Source organism: Sporolactobacillus laevolacticus DSM 442, from assembly GCF_000497245.1.
Taxonomy (GTDB): domain Bacteria; phylum Bacillota; class Bacilli; order Bacillales; family Sporolactobacillaceae; genus Sporolactobacillus; species Sporolactobacillus laevolacticus.
In genome coordinates, this window is sequence record NZ_AWTC01000010.1 from 63,675 (window position 1) to 80,939 (window position 17,265).

Annotated in this window: 17 protein-coding genes; all 17 read right to left on the reverse strand. The window is 46.2% G+C overall.

What is annotated here, in order from left to right; all coding sequences use genetic code 11:
- Positions 1–86 precede the first annotated feature (86 nt).
- Positions 87–320, reverse strand: a complete 234-nt coding sequence (secG, locus tag P343_RS29810; protein ID WP_023510513.1) for a preprotein translocase subunit SecG — start codon at positions 318–320, stop codon at positions 87–89.
- A 120-nt stretch (positions 321–440) separates the two neighbouring features.
- Complete coding sequence (gene tatC, locus P343_RS29815; protein WP_023510514.1) at positions 441–1,196, reverse strand: twin-arginine translocase subunit TatC; 756 nt, start codon at positions 1,194–1,196, stop codon at positions 441–443.
- 13 nt (positions 1,197–1,209) lie between these two features.
- A complete protein-coding gene (gene tatA, locus P343_RS29820; RefSeq protein WP_023510515.1) occupies positions 1,210–1,428 on the reverse strand; it encodes a twin-arginine translocase TatA/TatE family subunit in 219 nt (72 codons plus the stop codon).
- A gap of 122 nt (positions 1,429–1,550) precedes the next feature.
- The gene (hypE, locus tag P343_RS29825) at positions 1,551–2,555 is read right to left on the reverse strand and encodes a hydrogenase expression/formation protein HypE (protein ID WP_023510516.1); all 1,005 of its coding nucleotides are present in this window, start codon (positions 2,553–2,555) and stop codon (positions 1,551–1,553) included.
- 3 nt (positions 2,556–2,558) lie between these two features.
- Positions 2,559–3,668 carry a hydrogenase formation protein HypD gene (hypD, locus tag P343_RS29830; protein ID WP_023510517.1) on the reverse strand — a complete coding sequence of 370 codons (1,110 nt, stop codon included), beginning with the start codon at positions 3,666–3,668 and terminating at the stop codon, positions 2,559–2,561.
- Entirely contained in the window at positions 3,652–3,876 is a 225-nt protein-coding gene (locus P343_RS29835) for a HypC/HybG/HupF family hydrogenase formation chaperone (protein ID WP_023510518.1), read from the reverse strand. Before P343_RS29835 ends, hypD begins: the two co-directional genes overlap by 17 nt.
- 24 nt (positions 3,877–3,900) lie before the next feature.
- On the reverse strand, positions 3,901–6,231 hold the full coding sequence (gene hypF, locus P343_RS29840) for a carbamoyltransferase HypF (RefSeq protein ID WP_023510519.1): 2,331 nt from the start codon (positions 6,229–6,231) through the stop codon (positions 3,901–3,903).
- Positions 6,216–6,875: a hydrogenase nickel incorporation protein HypB gene (gene hypB, locus P343_RS29845; protein WP_023510520.1), complete on the reverse strand. Its 660-nt coding sequence runs from the start codon at positions 6,873–6,875 to the stop codon at positions 6,216–6,218. The genes hypF and hypB overlap by 16 nt, the downstream gene beginning before the upstream one ends.
- 4 nt (positions 6,876–6,879) lie before the next feature.
- Positions 6,880–7,233 carry a hydrogenase maturation nickel metallochaperone HypA/HybF gene (locus P343_RS29850; protein WP_023510521.1) on the reverse strand — a complete coding sequence of 118 codons (354 nt, stop codon included), beginning with the start codon at positions 7,231–7,233 and terminating at the stop codon, positions 6,880–6,882.
- Positions 7,226–7,669, reverse strand: coding sequence for a Rieske (2Fe-2S) protein (locus P343_RS29855; protein ID WP_152525289.1), 444 nt, complete (start codon positions 7,667–7,669; stop codon positions 7,226–7,228). Before P343_RS29855 ends, P343_RS29850 begins: the two co-directional genes overlap by 8 nt.
- Positions 7,654–8,910 (reverse strand): Ni/Fe-hydrogenase, b-type cytochrome subunit, encoded by a 1,257-nt coding sequence (cybH, locus tag P343_RS37790; protein WP_023510523.1) that lies wholly within the window; start codon positions 8,908–8,910, stop codon positions 7,654–7,656. The genes P343_RS29855 and cybH overlap by 16 nt, the downstream gene beginning before the upstream one ends.
- 17 nt (positions 8,911–8,927) lie before the next feature.
- Positions 8,928–10,652 carry a nickel-dependent hydrogenase large subunit gene (locus P343_RS29865; RefSeq protein ID WP_023510524.1) on the reverse strand — a complete coding sequence of 575 codons (1,725 nt, stop codon included), beginning with the start codon at positions 10,650–10,652 and terminating at the stop codon, positions 8,928–8,930.
- Positions 10,645–11,736: a hydrogenase small subunit gene (locus P343_RS29870; protein WP_023510525.1), complete on the reverse strand. Its 1,092-nt coding sequence runs from the start codon at positions 11,734–11,736 to the stop codon at positions 10,645–10,647. Before P343_RS29870 ends, P343_RS29865 begins: the two co-directional genes overlap by 8 nt.
- A 414-nt stretch (positions 11,737–12,150) precedes the next feature.
- Positions 12,151–13,557 (reverse strand): branched-chain amino acid transporter BcaP, encoded by a 1,407-nt coding sequence (locus P343_RS29875; RefSeq protein WP_023510526.1) that lies wholly within the window; start codon positions 13,555–13,557, stop codon positions 12,151–12,153.
- A 261-nt stretch (positions 13,558–13,818) separates the two neighbouring features.
- Positions 13,819–15,102, reverse strand: a complete 1,284-nt coding sequence (gene eno / locus P343_RS29880; protein ID WP_023510527.1) for a phosphopyruvate hydratase — start codon at positions 15,100–15,102, stop codon at positions 13,819–13,821.
- Between the two features lie 117 nt (positions 15,103–15,219).
- Positions 15,220–15,981 (reverse strand): triose-phosphate isomerase, encoded by a 762-nt coding sequence (gene tpiA, locus P343_RS29885; RefSeq protein WP_023510528.1) that lies wholly within the window; start codon positions 15,979–15,981, stop codon positions 15,220–15,222.
- A gap of 51 nt (positions 15,982–16,032) precedes the next feature.
- A complete protein-coding gene (locus P343_RS29890) occupies positions 16,033–17,220 on the reverse strand; it encodes a phosphoglycerate kinase (protein ID WP_023510529.1) in 1,188 nt (395 codons plus the stop codon).
- Positions 17,221–17,265: the final 45 nt, after the last annotated feature.

Below are 17,265 nucleotides of genomic sequence, written 5' to 3' on the forward strand. Positions count from 1 at the left end.
GTGCCAAAAAGAGGCCTCAATGGCAGAACACTCGGCATATAAACCAAAAACCGGAGGTTCAGCTCCGGTTTTATCGATTCTAACATTTATTTGAAATAGTAGCCAATCAAGAACGCACAGGCAAAAAAGAGGATTGAGAAAAAGATGGTCAGTCTCTTGATGCCGACTTCGATCCCTCTTGCTTTCTGTTTGCTGAACAATTGTTCCGCACCGCCGGTGATCGCTTCGGATAAACCATCGCCCTGACTTCTTTGAATCAGGACAAGCGCAATAACAATTACGGCTGAAACAATCATAACAGTTAACAATAATGTATGCATCGTCATGTACTCCTATCTTCGAATCAACGTTCATTCAGTCATTATTCTAAATGTACCATACGGACGTTTTAAGAGCAACAGCAGCACTAGGAATTTTCAGCGATATTGGATAAATTACCTTCAATCGACCGAGTTACTTAGTTGCTTTTCAGCCGCTCTGAGCCGTCTCTCTTTTCTTCGATACGTAATCGAGGCCACAGTCACACAGATTTCATACAGCAGAAGCAGTGGAATCGACATGACCGTGTCGGACACAAAATCAGGCGGTGACAGGACAACGCCGATCACGATTAAAACAAAATAAGCGATCCGACGCATTTTTCGCATTCTTACCGGAGTCAAAATTCCGAGATTGGTCAGAAAAACGACAATTACCGGCAGTTCAAAGAGAATGCCAAAAGGCAAAACGACATTGATCATAAAATGAAAATAACGATCCGTTGTGAAAAACACATGAAACATGCCGTCATTCATATTAAGCAGAAAGTGAAGAATGTTCGGAAAGACAACCAGATAACCGAATACGATTCCCGCAATAAAAAGTAAAAAAATGGCCGGTATATAGGAAAGTGTAATTCTCCGCTCTTTTTCAGTGAGCGCCGGAGCAATGAAAAGCCAAAGCTGCCAAGCAGCAAACGGTATCGTTATCGCTATCGCGACTATACCCGCAATCAGAAAGTACACACTGACAATCTCGGTCGGTCCCAGAACGGCCAGTTTATTTTCAACGCCAAGATCACTGATTAACCAAAGATAGACCTGCTTCGTAAAAAACAGCATGATTGCAGCGCTTAAGATAAAGACAATGAAAATTAAAATTATCCGTTTTCGAAGTTCATTAAAATGCTCGATTAATGACATGCTTTTATCGGTCATCGATCACCAATCCTTATGCCTTTTTCCCGCTATCGGTTTTCTCCGTTTCTGTGATCGCCTGTTTTTGTTCTGTTTTCGTGTCATCGGTTAAATCCTGTGTTGCCTTTTTAAATTCTTTCAATGTCTTTCCGAATGCTTTTCCAATTTCAGGAAGCTTGGAAGGCCCGAAAATGATGAGCGCAATGACAAGTATAAGAATTAATCCCGGTATACCGATTCCTGATAATCCCATGCAAAACACCTCTTTTATTTTTTATCAAAACAAATGCTTATCCGATAACTTCACAAAATACACTAAAGTATTCGAACCCGTCCTAGGACTCTTACTGTTCATAAGTGAAGATACAGTGGCAATTAGCAAATTCTAGGTAACATCATACCGGACAGGCGGTGGAGGCGCCTTTTACTGCCAAGCGGCGTCTCCAGCAGTAATTGTCCGACACCTTTGCCGGTGACACGGCCGATCACTGCTGCATCTCGACCTTCGGGAAACTGATGAAGAAGCTCAAGCGTCTTTTGTCGATCCGATTCGGAGACTATAAAAAGAACTTTGCCTTCATTGGCCAAATAGAGCGGATCAAAGCCCAGTAAATCACTTGCCCCTCTGACCTGATCTCGGATTGGAAGCTTCTCCTCCTCCAATTCAATTATAGCATCAAAATCCTCGGCGAGTTCCACAAGGGTTGTCGCGACACCGCCACGCGTTGGATCACGCATCATTTTGACGTCGACACCACCTAAAATTACCGCATCAATCATGTGATTAAGTGGTGCGCAGTCACTTTCAAGATCAGTCATTAGCCCAAGCTCGCCGCGCGCAGCCAGAATGGCGATACCATGATCGCCAATCGGCCCGCTGATCAGTACAGCATCTCCCGAAGCGATCCGTGATGGATCAATGGTTGATTCCTCTCGCTGCAAGCCGATACCGGTCGTATTGATATAGAGGCCGTCAGCACCGCCTTTTTCAACAACCTTTGTGTCACCGGCGACTACCTGAACACCGGCTTTCTCCGCTTCGACAGCAAGCGACTTCACAACTTTTCTGAGATCAGCAAGCGGAAAACCTTCTTCAATAATGAATCCTACTGTGAGGCAATAGGGAACAGCACCTGCAACGCTCAGATCGTTGATGGTTCCGGATACAGCGATCTTTCCAATATCGCCACCGGGGAAAAATAGTGGATTGACAACAAAACTGTCTGTTGTCACCGCTATTTTGCCGGAAGACAGAGAAAGGAAGGTGGCATCAAAGCGTGACTCGCTCTGATTACCAAAGGCTGATACAAAAATCTGTTGGATGAGTTTATGAGCGAGTTCCCCACCATCTCCGTGCGCGAGTGTTACTTTTCGATCCATCGGTCATCCTTCCTTTCTCATGTAAGCGTAATAAGCGGAACAACTGCCCTCATCTGAAACCATGCATGGGCCAACCGGGTGGATTGGCGTACACGCTTTTCCAAACAGAATGCACTCATCCGGAGTTGCTAGACCGCAGATCATGTCACCGCAACGGCAAAGCGTTTTCTTTGGCTCGCCTACTGTGACATTAAATTTTTTCTTCGCATTTAAATGACTGTACTGGTCACGAATGTCCAGCCCGCTCTGAGGAATCATCCCCATGCCTCGCCACGTCTCATCACAAGGTGTGAAGAACTCGTTCATGATTTTTTGCGCAATGGGATTTCCGTCTGGCCGGACAACACTTTTATAATTATTGAGAATTGCCGGTTGATCATTAAGTACCATCTGCAAGAGCTTATAAATTCCGCTCAGCATTTCAACAGTTTCAAAACCAGTAATCACGCCTGGCATATGGAATTCATCGGCTAAAAATTGATAAGCCTGCTCACCGAGCACAATCGAAACATGACCAGGAAGCAAAAACCCGTGAATCTTGACCTTTTTGACGGAGAGCAATGTGCGCAATACCGGCTGAACGAGTTTCGTCGTTGCCCACATTGAAAAATTTTCAACTTGCTTGAGTTCGGCGAGCTGAAGTGCTGCGGCCAGCACCGGTACAGTCGTCTCAAAGCCGACACCGAGAAAAACAACCTCGCGATCCGGATTTTCTTGAGCGATACGCACCGCGTCAAGTGGCGAATACACAATTCGGACATCACGCCCCTCCGTTTTCGCGCTCAGTAAGCTCCTTTTTGATCCAGGCACACGCATCATATCGCCGAAGGTGCAGACAATTCGATTCTGTGCCTCAGCAACTTCGATCATCGCGTCGATTTGTTTCTGATCGGTGACGCATACCGGGCAGCCCGGTCCTGACAATAATCGGACGTGGTCTTGCAGAATCAGTTTGATCCCTGATCGTGCCAGCGCCATTGTGTGCGAACCGCACACCTCCATGAACGCCGGTGTAACACCCGTTTTTTCTTTGCATCGATCCGCAAGTTTTATCACTTTTTGAGCAAGTTCTCGGGCTACAGCTGAATCCTTCGGTTCAAATAATGTCCGCACGGGCCATCTTCTCCCATTCTTCGATACTCGCTTGAGCGAATGTCTGATCAATAATGGACATGCCTTGCCCGGCGTGAACAATCACATATTCGCCGATCTCTACATCGGGTACAAATAAAATACCAACTTCCATTTTTGTACCGAGCACATCCACAAGTGCTGTAAATTCGTTCTTTTCAATGACTTTTGCGGGAACACCTACACACATTCTGCTCATCCTCCCCAAAATTCCTTATTTTTCAAAGTTTGCACATCCATTATGTAAAACTCCGGCTCCGGATTTTATCCATTGAGCCGCAATGATGATCTGTCCAAGACTGAGCCCACCATCGCCACTTGGGAGAAGGTGATGCGTGTATACCGTAAATCCATGGTCTACCAATCTGTCATAGAGTCTCGATGATAGATAAGGATTGTTAATACTTCCTCCCGATAAGACGATCCTCCGCTTACTTTTCGGGTATTGAGCAGCCGCCAGATCAGCCATCCGGGCGAGCGCCGATACAAGGGTTTCATGAAAACGGCGGATCAGTAGTTCCGACGGCAATCCGGACAGACGATCTTCAGCAATCTGCTTCAGCATTACGGAAAAATCTGCTTCCTCAAGCTTCTCTTTTTTCCGAATTTCATAAGGGTAAGCCGCTACCGGCTTACCACACGGATCCATCGCTTCTGAAAGACGTACCGCCGCTTCACCATCATAAGTGGATACACGGCATAGCCCAAGTATCGCACTGATCGCGTCAAACAGCCTGCCGCAAGTGCCTGCAAGTGGGCTGTTGATTTGCTTCTCTGCCATACGAAAGATTATAGGCAGCGCTTCTCTCTTTTCTGGAAATAACTGTTCCGCAAGTTTCTCACCAGAGTCGCCAAGCAAAGCGACCAGCATTGCCGCAGCATTTCGCCATGGCTCACGCACGGCACGGTCTCCACCAGGAAGCGGCGTATAGCGAAGATGTCCCAGTCGCCGACATTGTCCGGCATTTCCATAAAGCACTTCAAAACCCCAGATTGCACCATCTGTTCCATATCCGGTACCATCCAGAATAATGCCAAGGCATGGCTCACTCAGTCCATTCTCTGCCATACATGAAACCATATGGGCATGATGGTGCTGCACCTGTACCATAGGAAGCGGCCATTTACCGGTAATTTCTCGATAACTGTAAAGAGGATGAGTATCAAGCGCGATGGTTTGAAAAGTTACACCCATCCATTTCAATAAATGACTTAATGTCTTCTCATAGTGATCGAGGCTTCGCACATCCGAGAGATCCCCAAGATGTGGCCCTACGAAAATCTGATGATTTCTACCGAGCGAAAATGTATTTTTCAGCTGCCCGCCGAGCGCGACGATTCCGTCCACATTTTCCAATGATTGAATGGGATCGGGTACATAGCCGCGGGCACGCCTGAGAAATAAAGGGGCATGACTGCTCACCCGAACAACAGAATCATCGATTGGATTAACAATTTCCCGATTATGCGTAAGCACTAAATCTGCGATACCCGACAGATAATCAACAGCCTGCTGATCTTTATAGAGCATCGGTAATCCGGATGGATTCGCACTCGTCATCACAAGATAGGAATAGGCACCATCATCAAATAAGAGATGATGTAATGGTAAATACGGAAGCATCGCGCCAATAGTCTGCATCCCAGGCGCAATCAGCTCAGGTAAATACTCGGAAAAAGCGGCACTTTTATTCAGCAAGACAATCGGTGCAGCAGGCGAAGTAAGCAGTGCCTCCTCTTCACGTGAAAGGACTGCGATTCGCCGAACATGCTCAAGTGGAGCCATGATCGCGAGCGGTTTGCTAGGCCGCTGTTTTCGCGCACGCAACCGTTCTACGGACTGAAGATTGGATGCATCACAGGCGAGGTGATATCCGCCAATGCCTTTTACTGCCACAATTTTCCCCGCTTCGAGCGCTTGCACGGCAAGAATCAATGCCTCTTCGCCTTTAGCTGTCGTTTGTCCATTCATTGAAAGCAGGGACAATTCAGGTCCGCATGAGGCACAGGCAGTCGGCTGGGCATGGTGACGCCTGTTCATCGGGTTTGTATACTCGTTCCGACAACGGGAGCACATCTGAAATTGCTTCATTGATGTAAACGGCCGATCATAGGGCAAACCTTCAATAATCGTGTAACGCGGCCCGCATTGTGTACAATTTATAAATGGGTACCGGTATCTCGGGTTATGCGGATCTCGCATTTCATCAAGGCAATCATCACAGACTGCTGCATCAACCGGAATCACGAGTGCTGATTTTCCGTCCCGGTCGCTTTCGATAATGCGAAATCCAGTTCTCTGGTTCACCGCAACAGATTTGCTGGAGATATAATCAATCCGTGCCAGGCGTGGCTTCTCAGTGGATAGACGCGCAATTGCCTTTTCAATCGCTGCATTTTCTCCTTCCCAAACAATGTGGACACCATCCATATTGTTCTGCACTGTTCCGCTCAGTCCAAGCTGCTTCGACAGCTGATAGACATACGGGCGAAACCCGACGCCTTGCACACGTCCGCGGACAATGACGCTTACTGCTTTACGCACGCCTGATACGCATCCTTGATCCAATTAAGCCACGTTTCGAACCCTTCTCCTGTCTTGGCGGAAACGGGTAAGAGGCGTGACTTTGGATTAATGCCCGACAAATCTTTTTCTGCCTTGTCCATATCGAAGGCCACATATGGAATTAGATCAATTTTATTAATAAGCGCGAGCTCCGTCACATGAAACATGAGCGGATACTTAGGAATTTTATCGTTTCCTTCAGGCGTACTGAGCACAACAACACGGTGATTCTGCCCGAGATCGAATTCAGATGGGCAAACGAGATTGCCGACATTCTCAATGAACAGAATATCTACCGTGTCCAAATCAATTTCCGGAAGCACTTTGGCAACCATGCGGGGATCAAGATGACACTCACCTTCCGTCGCAATTTGAACAGCCGGCGCGCCTAGGGCACGAATCCTATCTGCGTCGCGTTCCGTTGCAATATCGCCTTCAATAACTGCCATCCTGAATTCGCCGCTAAGCGCGCCGATCGTCTTTTCTAAAATCGTTGTTTTTCCGGCTCCCGGGGAACTCATTAAGTTGATAACCAGCGTTTGCGTTTTATTGAATAGATCGCGATTGAAAGCTGCTGCTTCATCATTGTTCTCCATTACATTTCGATTCAAGGTTACTTTCATGCGCTCAACTCCCTTCATATGATTCTATTTTAAAGGTTTCACCTGATAGAAGCACTCCAAAAGGCATCCCGCATTCTGGGCAAATGGCGAGATATTGGGTCGGCTCGTACTCAATTTCACAGACGGTGCACTTAGCACGCCCCCTCTCCCTGATCAGATCAAGTCGCGTTTGAGCACTGAGTAACGGAGACTCTCCGGACCTTTTGATCGCCTCAAAAGCAAATTGAAGCGCGTCAGGCAGCACATTGCTCAAATCACCTACTATTAAAGTGACACTGTCAATATTCCTGAACCCATGCTTTTCGGCATCTTCGGAAACAATCTGAATCGCGTCCTCCATTAAGCCCATTTCATGCATGAAAAGCAGCTCCCTGTGCAGGCAGCGCGATCTGCCAGCCACCTGTGTCCTTTTTTACAGTGTAGTGCTTAAGATTCAATGTTCCTTCTTGATGGCGTAAGGAATAGGATCGGCCGCATTCCGGACACCTCAGCTCTTCCTGATATGAAATCCAGTGCGCCAGTTCATGACAATCAAGACATGTTTTCGAGCACGCCAAGATGTGTTCTTTCTCTGTGAAGAAACTGATCAAAATCCCATTCACCAACTGCTCATCATAGCCTTTGGATAGCTCACCGAGCGTGAACCAGCTCACCCCGGTGATCAGATCAGTTGCACGGTCAATCTTATCAAGTTTTTCCTCGATGTATGGTCCGGCAATTTGCTTGCCAACGTCAGCCAAATCATGAATCATTTCTTTCAAAAACGAACGGCGATCCATCAGTTTGACCGCCAATCATTGATCTGCTGCTTGACCTTATTCGTCAAAATGGCAATTGACGCTCTGGCTGTATCTGTCAGTTCAGTTCCGAGTTCAAGTGAAGCAGGCTGGATGCCAAACAGCACCATTTTTTTAGGTACACGCTCTCTCAATTGCGCAGCCGATACGACTTCTTGAAACCCAATCTGATGTACCGACATTTTTATCCCGTTAAAAGAAGGAATCTGTGCCTTCTCGAGCTTGATAATCGTGCCCGGTTTCACATTTGCATTAATTGCGTCAAGAACAATCAAGGCTTGCGTATTTTCCACAGGGCCAAGCAGCTGCATCCCTTCCGTAGATCCGTCAACAAATTCAAGGTTTGGAACATCGGCAAGCGCCTTTTCCAATAACGGTAGAGCGTACACGCCAACACCTTCATCAGAATAGAGCGTGTTGCCAATACCCAAAATTGTAATTTTCTCGGGAATTTCATGAGCTGCTTCTTCGGCACGATGCTCCGGTTCAAATTTATAGCCGGTAAAAATCGACGACATCGTCCCGTTCTTTGCCATCCAATCTTCGCGATATGCCATATACACATGAATCACAATGAATACCATAAATGCCCACGCCACCAAGTGATGCCATGAACGGACCGTGAAGTCTGACCCGCCAAAAATGAAGGGTACCCAGGCAAACATTTTTCCATAGATCGTGTCCGGCTGCGGCTGAAACAGCAAATAGTACCCAGTCAGCACCATAATCACCGATCCCAAGCCGATAAAAATCCAATAGCTGAGCTGTGCCAGCGGGTTATGACCGATGTAATGCGGTTTATGATTGGGCAGAAAAAGATAGCCTTTAAGTGTCTCAATCAGCCCAAGCCAGAAACTAACTTGCAAGATTTGCGATTTGGCATAATGGTTGCCTTTCCACGTCCAATATGCGCGAAAAATTAGATTGGCCGTAAAAATAAACGCAGTGAAAAAGTGGATGTCACGCACCCAGCCCATGAAAAAGTCATAATAAGCTTCACCATTGTTTGCTGGTGTGATAAACGGATGCCCGATATAAATTCCGGTCACCATCAGCACCATGATACATGCAGCATTCACCCAGTGAAAGATGCGAATTGGAAGCTCCCAGACATAGATCGATTGCTTTTCACGAGCTTTTACTGCCTGCACATCCGCTTGTTCGGTTTGCTGATTCTTCAGTGCACCTTCTCTTAATCTTTGGCGGATCGCCGGCTTCACCCCTGTTAGCATTTTCATCGTTTTCCCCTCCTCGCTCACTGCACATGAATCGATGTCTTGCTCTGATCGGTTAGATCGGTCAAATGCACCGCACAGGCAAGACATGGATCAAAGGAATGGACAACACGCAGAATCTCCAGAGGATTTTTCGGATCGGCAACCGGCACACCACGCAGTGAAGATTCGTAGGCTCCTAGCACATCCGCGCTGTCTCTTGGCGACGCATTCCACGTCGTCGGCACAACCGCCTGATAGTTGGCGGTTTTTCCATTCTTAATCTCAATCCAGTGACCGAGCGCTCCGCGCGGCGCCTCACTTGTCCCCGCGCCAAAAGCGTGGTCAGGCCAAGTCTTAGGCTCCCATTTCGAATTGTCAAAAGTCGTCTGGTCACCTTGTCTAATATTGCTGATGAGCTGATTGAAATCATCGCGCATCCAGCCGACAATCATACCTGCGTCCAAACCGCGTGCCAAGGTACGCCCGAGTGCTGAATGCATAGCGGAAAGCGGCAGCTTCAGCTTTTTCAGCGCGTCATCAGCGATTGCTCGATAATCGCCTTTATTCGCGGCATAACCAACCATCAGCCGTGCAAGCGGACCGGTTTCCATCGGATGGCTTTTCCAGCGTGGCGATTTAATCCAGCTGTATTTCTTGTTGGTATCCAGATATTCATACGGAGGCTTTGGTCCAGAATAATTCATTTCCGTCGAGCCTTTCCACGGATGACGGGATCCGGTATCTTTTCCATCATAGGTGTACCAGGAATGATCAATTCGTTCACTCACTTGATTCAGATCATGCGGATCAACATCCAAGATTTCATTCATGTTTCCATTAAGAATAATGCCTCTCGGCGAGCGGTACAGTTTCGTATCACGAATGTCTTTTGTAGAAAAATCGCCATAGCACAGATAATTGTTCAAGCCGCCGCCGATTTCCTTACTGCCCCAATCCTTGTAATATGAGGCGATCGCCATCAGATCGGGAATATAAACCTGATGAATAAAGTCATGAGCCTGAGTGATCAACTGATCAATTTGCTCCAGCTTCTCTGAATGAATGCCGTTATCCATATTAATATCAAGCGGTGTCGCCATGCCCCCGACCAGATAATGCGGATGCGGATTCTTGCCGCCGAAAATCGTGTGTATTTTGACAATCTCCTTCTGCCAGTCCAACGCTTCGAGGTAGTGAGCGACTGCGAGAAGATTGACTTCTGGAGGAAGCTTATATGCTGAATGCCCCCAGTAACCGTTAGCGAAAATACCTAGCTGACCACTATCTGCAACTCGCTTAATCTTATCTTGGACACTTTTAAAATAGCCAGGTGACGAATTCGGCCATGGCGAAATTGATTGTGCAATCCGGCTTGTCTCTTTAGGATCGGCTTTCAGCACGCTGATCGCGTCGACCCAATCGAAGGCATGCAAGTGGTAAAAATGAACGATATGGTCATGAAGATTAAGTGCACCATTCATCATATTGCGGATTAAGCTGGCATTATGCGGAATGTGGATATCAAGTGCATCTTCAACGGCGCGAATACTAGCGAGCGCATGAGAAGATGTACAGACACCGCAAATACGCTGTACATAACCCCAGACATCACGCGGATCACGATTTTTTACTACAAGTTCGATCCCTCGAATCGCTGTTCCCGAGCTGAAAGCATCTGTGATTTTTCCGTTCTGAACATCCGCTTCAATTCTCAAATGGCCTTCGATCCGTGTGACAGGATCCACCACAATACGTTTACTCATTCTGATCACCCTTATCCTGCTGTTTCTCTTTATGATGCTTGACTGCGGCGGTAATCCCTGCGTGTGCGCCGACGCCAAGCGCGGCAGCACCGACAGCAGCAGCGCCCCACGTTTCCGGATTGATTGTTGTCTGGGTCAGCGGAATCTTTGAATAATGGGTATAGAATGGGCCGTTATCCCAAAAATCCGCTTCCGAGCAGCCGATGCACGGATTTCCTGATTGAATCGGATAGCTGACACCACCGTTCCAGCGCATTTCCGCACATGAATTATAGGTTGTCGGTCCTTTGCATCCGAGTTTAAAAAGACAGTATCCTGCCTTCAGATTCGGATCATCAAAAGATTCTGCGAACAATCCGGCATCAAAGTACGCACGGCGATTGCACTTGTCATGGATTCTATGTCTGAAAAAGGCTTTGGGACGGCCAAGCATATCGGTCTCCGGCAGCTGATCGAAGGTGACAATATGTGCAATCACGCCTGTCATGACTTCGGCAATAGGAGGACAGCCGGGGACACGGATAATCGGAATACCTTTGAGAACAGCCGAAATCGGCTGCGCTCCGGTCGGATTCGGTTTCGCCTTGGCGATGCCGCCCCATGAAGAACATGTACCAAACGCAAGCACTGCTTTGGCATGTTCGGCAGCCTCTCTCAAGAGGTCACCACCTGAGCGTCCTCCGATCGTCAGATAGCCTGCTTCTTTAGGGACACTGCCCTCAACGATCAGAATGTACTCACCTGCATATTTCTTCAACACGTTCTGTTCTGCTTCCTCAGTCTGAAAACCAGCGGCAGCGCTCAGCACTTCCATGTATTCAAGTGATATCATATTGAAAATCACACTCTCCACTTTTGGATAAGAAGAGCGGATAAAGGACTCTGAGCAGCCCGTGCAATCCTGCATCTGCAGCCAGATGACCGGCACGCGCTTTTTCGTTTCAAGTGCATGTGCGACTTTGCCAGATTGTGAGAAATCTAATCCGATCGTTGCTGCTAATGCCGCACACATTTTTAGAAAAGTCCTTCTAGAATAACCTTTTTGTAAAACGCTTTCATAGATTGTTGGCTCATCCTGTTTCATATCAATCTGCCCCCCTGCGTTCGGCATGATGTGAATCTAATATAAATGTATTGAATTGTTACTGATCTTAGATCATAAGTGTAGTAAGTACACTTATCATAAAAAACAGATTTTTTTATTCATATGACATTAGTCACAGCTTTTCTGAAATATTTGATCTATAATACTTGATTCTTTAATCAAATAAACGCTTATCTAACTTCACGTAAATTACCGCTGAGCGCATTACAAGTGGGTGTATCGTAATTAAAAATATTAGAAAACTTGGCTTTGCCAAGCCTACGACTAAGGCGAAGTCATAGTTGCACTTATACTATAATCCTTAAAATTATGTACTTTCCTATAGTACAAAAAAAAGAAAAGAAGCATAAATCTCTTCTTTTCTAATGTATATTTAGAACATCATGATCCAGGTTATTCGTTTTGTTGATTATTGGATTGGCCAAGCACACTGTGGCGGTAGCCATAAACTAAATAAATGACAAGGCCAATACCAAACCAGATTAAGAATCGAATCCAAGTCTGTGCTTCCAGGTTAATCATTAGGAAGCCACATGAGAGAACGGCCAAGAATGGAATAACATAGACGAATGGCACCTTGAAATTCCGTTTAATATCCGGTCGCTTCACGCGAAGAACAACAACACCGATTGAAACGACAATGAATGCGAACAGTGTGCCAATATTGGTAAGCTGAGCGAGTTCGTCGAGTGGAATAAGCGCCGAGAACACGGTCGCCATGATCCAAGTCAGAATAATACTGTATATCGGTGTCTTCGACTTTTTCGTCAGTTTGGCAATGGACGTCGGCAGCAAGCCGTCACGGCTGATTGCGAAGAACAATCGGGTTTGTCCATACATCATGACAAAGAGCACAGTCGTGATCCCAAGAATTGCACCGAGGGATACAAATCCAGCTACCCAATTTTGATGAACAAAGCGAAGAGCAAAGGCCACTGGGTCTCCTACATTAAGATTCTTGTAAGGAACCATACCGGTCAGGACAACGGAAACAGCGATATAAAGGACCATACAGATGCCAAGCGAAGTAAGGATACCGATCGGCATATCACGTTGCGGCCGCCGAACTTCTTCGGAAGCTGAAGACACGGCATCGAAACCGATGTATGCAAGAAATGCTGTCGCTGCCCCTTTGATCACGCCGCCAAATCCATAAGGCATAAAAGGCGACCAGTTGGAAGGTCTAACATAAAAAACACCGACCACAATAAACAAAAGGATAACCCCAATTTTTATCAATACCATAATATCATTAATTCGGCTCGATTCCTTCACTCCGCTGAGTAGGATCGCTGACAATAAAAGCACAATGACGGTTGCCATAACATCCACATAAGTACCGTTACCCGGGTTGAAGGCAGCACTGATCGCTGTTGGCAGATGCAGGCCAAAACCCTTCATCAGCTCCTGAAAATAAGCTGACCAGCCACTGGCTACAACGGAGCAGGCAAGGCCATATTCGAGAATTAAATCCCAGCCGAGAATCCAAGCAAAGAGTTCACCGAAAACGGTATAGCTGTACGTATAAGCACTTCCTGAAGCAGGAATCATCGATGCGAATTCTGCATAACACAAAGCGGCAAACGCGCACGCAATACCCGAGAGAACAAAGGATAAAATAATTGCCGGTCCGGCGGCATTTGCCGCAACAATACCGGTCATAACGAAAATACCTGTTCCAATGACTGCACCGACACCAAGCATCGTCAAGTCGAAAGCGCCCATCGCTTTCTGTAAACCGTTCTTACCACTCGCCTGACGGATCGTGTAATCCATCGGCTTCTTTCTGAATAAACTCATCCTTAAAATCTCCTTCTGTATAACCTTAATACACAACTTATGGGTCTCTATTTATCTCTGTTTTCAGATATTTATTTATTTGACATATTTCTCTTTATTTTCCCATTAAGTTGTAAAAAATATTCTACATGTTACCTGGTCCTATGTAAAGGTCTTAAGAAAATTAGTTTTGAACATTTTGCATAATTAAACGAATTGGAAACGATTCCCATATAAATACAAAAACCCCCGCTGAAGAAGCGAGGGTTTGGTAAAGACAGATTATTTTACGTTGTAGAAAGATGCGTCGCCAAGGAATTCAGCTGAAGAAGCGAGATCATCTTCAATTCTGATCAATTGGTTGTACTTAGCGATACGGTCAGTTCTTGCAAGGGAACCGGTCTTGATTTCACCTGCGTTCGTTGCAACAACGATGTCAGAGATTGAAGTATCTTCTGTTTCACCGGAACGGTGGGAAACGACAGCAGTGTATCCTGCTTTTTGAGCCATTTCGATTGCGTTCAGTGTTTCAGTCAGCGTACCGATTTGGTTAACCTTGATGAGAATCGAGTTAGCAACGCCAAGGTCGATACCTTTCTTCAGGTAGTCCGTGTTCGTAACGAACAGGTCGTCACCAACCAACTGAACACGATCTCCGATTGCTTTAGTCAGTTTTGACCAGCCTTCCCAATCGTTTTCATCAAGACCGTCTTCGATCGAGATGATCGGGTACTTATCAACTAACTTAGTGTAGTATTCAATCATTTCGTCAGTTGTTCTTACAACGCCTTCGCCCTTGAAGTTGTACTTGCCGTCTTCATAAAGTTCAGAAGAAGCAGGGTCAATTGCGAGCTTAACATCAACGCCTGGTTTGAAGCCTGCTTTTTCGATCGCTTCAAGGATCGTATCAAGCACTTCTTCATTGTTCTTCAGGTTAGGAGCAAAACCGCCTTCGTCACCAACAGCAGTCAGGTGACCCTTAGCAGAGAGAACGGATTTCAGAGCATGATAAACTTCAGCACCGATGCGAACAGCTTCTTTAATCGAATCTGCGCCTACAGGCATGATCATGAATTCCTGGAAGTCAACGCTGTTGTCAGCGTGCTTGCCACCGTTAAGGATGTTCATCATTGGTGTAGGAAGAACTTTTGCATTCACACCGCCGAGGTAACGGTACAGTGGAAGACCAAGTTCATCAGCAGCTGCATTAGCAGCAGCAAGGGAAACACCAAGAATTGCGTTGGCACCCAATTTGCCTTTGTTTTCTGTTCCGTCGAGATCGATCATTGCTTGGTCAAGAGCTACTTGGTCTTGAACTTCCATGCCGATAACTTCAGGAGCGATTAATTCATTAACGTTCTTTACAGCTTTCAGAACGCCTTTGCCGCCGTAACGGCTCTTGTCGCCATCGCGTAATTCAACAGCTTCGTGTTCACCAGTGGATGCACCACTTGGAACGAGTGCGCGGCCTTTGCCGCCGTCTTCTGTATAAACTTCAACTTCAACAGTTGGGTTACCGCGAGAATCGAGCACTTCGCGTCCGTAAACTTCAACGATTTGAGACATACTTTATCTCTCCTTATTCATATAAAATTATTAAAGGATTTGGAAACTGACCGTTATGTCCGGACAAAACGGTCAGTTTCCTGCACCATTTCATTTAATAAGTATTATCTGCAGAAATCAGCCTTTTACTGCTTCAAGCAGAGCAAGGAATGATTCAGGTTCTAGGCTAGCGCCACCTACAAGTGCGCCGTCAATATCGGATTGTGCAAGCAAGCCTGCGATTGTTGCCGGCTTTACACTACCGCCGTATTGAATACGAACTTTTTCAGCAGTTGCTTCATCATAAAGGTCAGCAATTGTTGCACGAATATAAGCGCAAACTTCATTAGCATCTTCATCAGAAGCAGATTTGCCAGTGCCAATCGCCCAGATTGGTTCATAAGCGACAACAACATCAACAGCCTGATCACTTGGCACGCCGGCAAATGCCTTTGTTACTTGGTTCTTGACAACAGATTGCCATTTACCGCCTTCACGTTCGTCCAGCGTTTCACCAACGCAGACAATCGGAGTCAGATTGTGTGCAAACGAAGCAAGTACCTTTTTGTTAACTGTTTCGTCCGTTTCTGCAAACATTGCTCTTCTTTCAGAATGACCAATGATTACATATTGAACGCCAAGATCTTCAAGCATAACCGGGCTAACTTCCCCAGTGAACGCACCGGAATTTTCAAAATGAACGTTTTCAGCGCTGATCTTCAGATCTGAACCCTTGGCATCAGCAACGATGCGATCGAGTGCGAGAAAAGGAGCGGCAACGACTGATTCAACGAGATCAGCTGCAGGAACCTTGTCCTTAACAGCCTCAACAAATTCGTGTGCTTCCTTAACCGTTTTGTTCATTTTCCAGTTTCCGGCAATAATCGGTTTACGTGACATGAATGGACACCTACCCTTTCTTGCGGTTAGTTCTTAGTTATCTTGTCCAGATTATTCAGCGTCATCAAGAGCAGCAACGCCTGGAAGAACCTTGCCTTCCATCAATTCAAGAGAAGCGCCGCCACCTGTAGAGATGTGCGTCATTTTGTCTGCAAGATGGAATTTCTCAACAGCAGCTGCAGAATCGCCGCCACCGATGATCGTTGTTGCGTCCGTTGCTTCAGCAAGAGCCTTAGCTACTGCTTCAGTACCTTTCGCATAAGGTTCCATTTCGAAGATCCCCATTGGTCCGTTCCAAACAACGAGCTTAGATTTCTTGATTGCATCAGAATAAAGTTCAACAGTCTTAGGACCGATGTCTACGCCGAGCCAGCCCTCAGGCATTTTGTCGATGTCGACAACATCTTTGTTTGCTGTTTCGGAGAATTCATCTGCGATAACCGTATCAACAGGTGTTAAGAAGTTAACACCTTTTTCTTTAGCAAGTTCAAGGAATTTCTTAGCGAGATCCAGTTTGTCTTTGTCGAGCAAAGATTTGCCGATTTCATAACCTTGAGCTTTAACAAAAGTATAGGAAAGACCGCCACCAACGATCAGAGTGTCTACTTTATCAAGCAGATTTTCGATAACGCCGATTTTGTCCGTTACTTTTGCACCACCGATGATAGCAGTGAATGGGTGTTTCGGGTTTTCAAGGGATGCGCCGAGAATCTTCAATTCCTTTTCAAGAAGGAAGCCTGCTACGGCCGGAAGATATTCAGCGATACCTGCTGTTGACGCATGTGCACGGTGTGCAGAACCAAATGCGTCGTTTACATAAACATCAGCGAGTGATGCAAATGCTTTTGCGAGTTCAGGATCATTTTTCTTTTCGCCTTTTTCAAAACGAACGTTTTCAAGAAGGAGAACGTCTCCTGCATTCAACTTTGCAACTGCTGCTTCAACTTCAGGTCCGACAACTTCGTCTGTCTTCGCAACAGGCTTGCCGAGCAATTCACTCAAGCGAGCGGCAACAGGATCCATCTTGAAGGAATCCTTGTCTTCCGCTGTTGGACGGCCAAGGTGAGAAGCAAGAATCACTTTTGCACCATTTTCAATCAAATAATTGATTGTAGGGAGTGCAGCGCGGATACGTGTATCATCCGTTACTGTTGTGCCACTAAGCGGAACATTGAAGTCAACACGGACAAAAACTTTTTTGCCTTTAACATCAATGTCTTTAATGGTTTTCTTTGCCATGTCAAAGCCCTCTCTCAACTTTATTTCATCAGCAATTGTGCCAGG

Bases quoted from the DNA above. Each gene is read 5' to 3' on its own strand.
- P343_RS29870 (WP_023510525.1), bottom strand. From the start codon at position 11,736: ATGAAACAGGATGAGCCAACAATCTATGAAAGCGTTTTACAAAAAGGT.
- secG (WP_023510513.1), bottom strand. From the start codon at position 320: ATGCATACATTATTGTTAACTGTTATGATTGTTTCAGCCGTAATTGTT.
- hypE (WP_023510516.1), bottom strand. From the start codon at position 2,555: ATGGATCGAAAAGTAACACTCGCGCACGGAGATGGTGGGGAACTCGCT.
- P343_RS29835 (WP_023510518.1), bottom strand. From the start codon at position 3,876: ATGTGTGTAGGTGTTCCCGCAAAAGTCATTGAAAAGAACGAATTTACA.
- tatA (WP_023510515.1), bottom strand. From the start codon at position 1,428: ATGGGATTATCAGGAATCGGTATACCGGGATTAATTCTTATACTTGTC.
- P343_RS29850 (WP_023510521.1), bottom strand. From the start codon at position 7,233: ATGCATGAAATGGGCTTAATGGAGGACGCGATTCAGATTGTTTCCGAA.
- P343_RS29890 (WP_023510529.1), bottom strand. From the start codon at position 17,220: ATGGCAAAGAAAACCATTAAAGACATTGATGTTAAAGGCAAAAAAGTT.
- hypB (WP_023510520.1), bottom strand. From the start codon at position 6,875: ATGAAAGTAACCTTGAATCGAAATGTAATGGAGAACAATGATGAAGCA.
- cybH (WP_023510523.1), bottom strand. From the start codon at position 8,910: ATGAAAATGCTAACAGGGGTGAAGCCGGCGATCCGCCAAAGATTAAGA.
- tatC (WP_023510514.1), bottom strand. From the start codon at position 1,196: ATGACCGATAAAAGCATGTCATTAATCGAGCATTTTAATGAACTTCGA.
- eno (WP_023510527.1), bottom strand. From the start codon at position 15,102: ATGTCTCAAATCGTTGAAGTTTACGGACGCGAAGTGCTCGATTCTCGC.
- P343_RS29865 (WP_023510524.1), bottom strand. From the start codon at position 10,652: ATGAGTAAACGTATTGTGGTGGATCCTGTCACACGGATCGAAGGCCAT.
- tpiA (WP_023510528.1), bottom strand. From the start codon at position 15,981: ATGTCACGTAAACCGATTATTGCCGGAAACTGGAAAATGAACAAAACG.
- P343_RS29875 (WP_023510526.1), bottom strand. From the start codon at position 13,557: ATGAGTTTATTCAGAAAGAAGCCGATGGATTACACGATCCGTCAGGCG.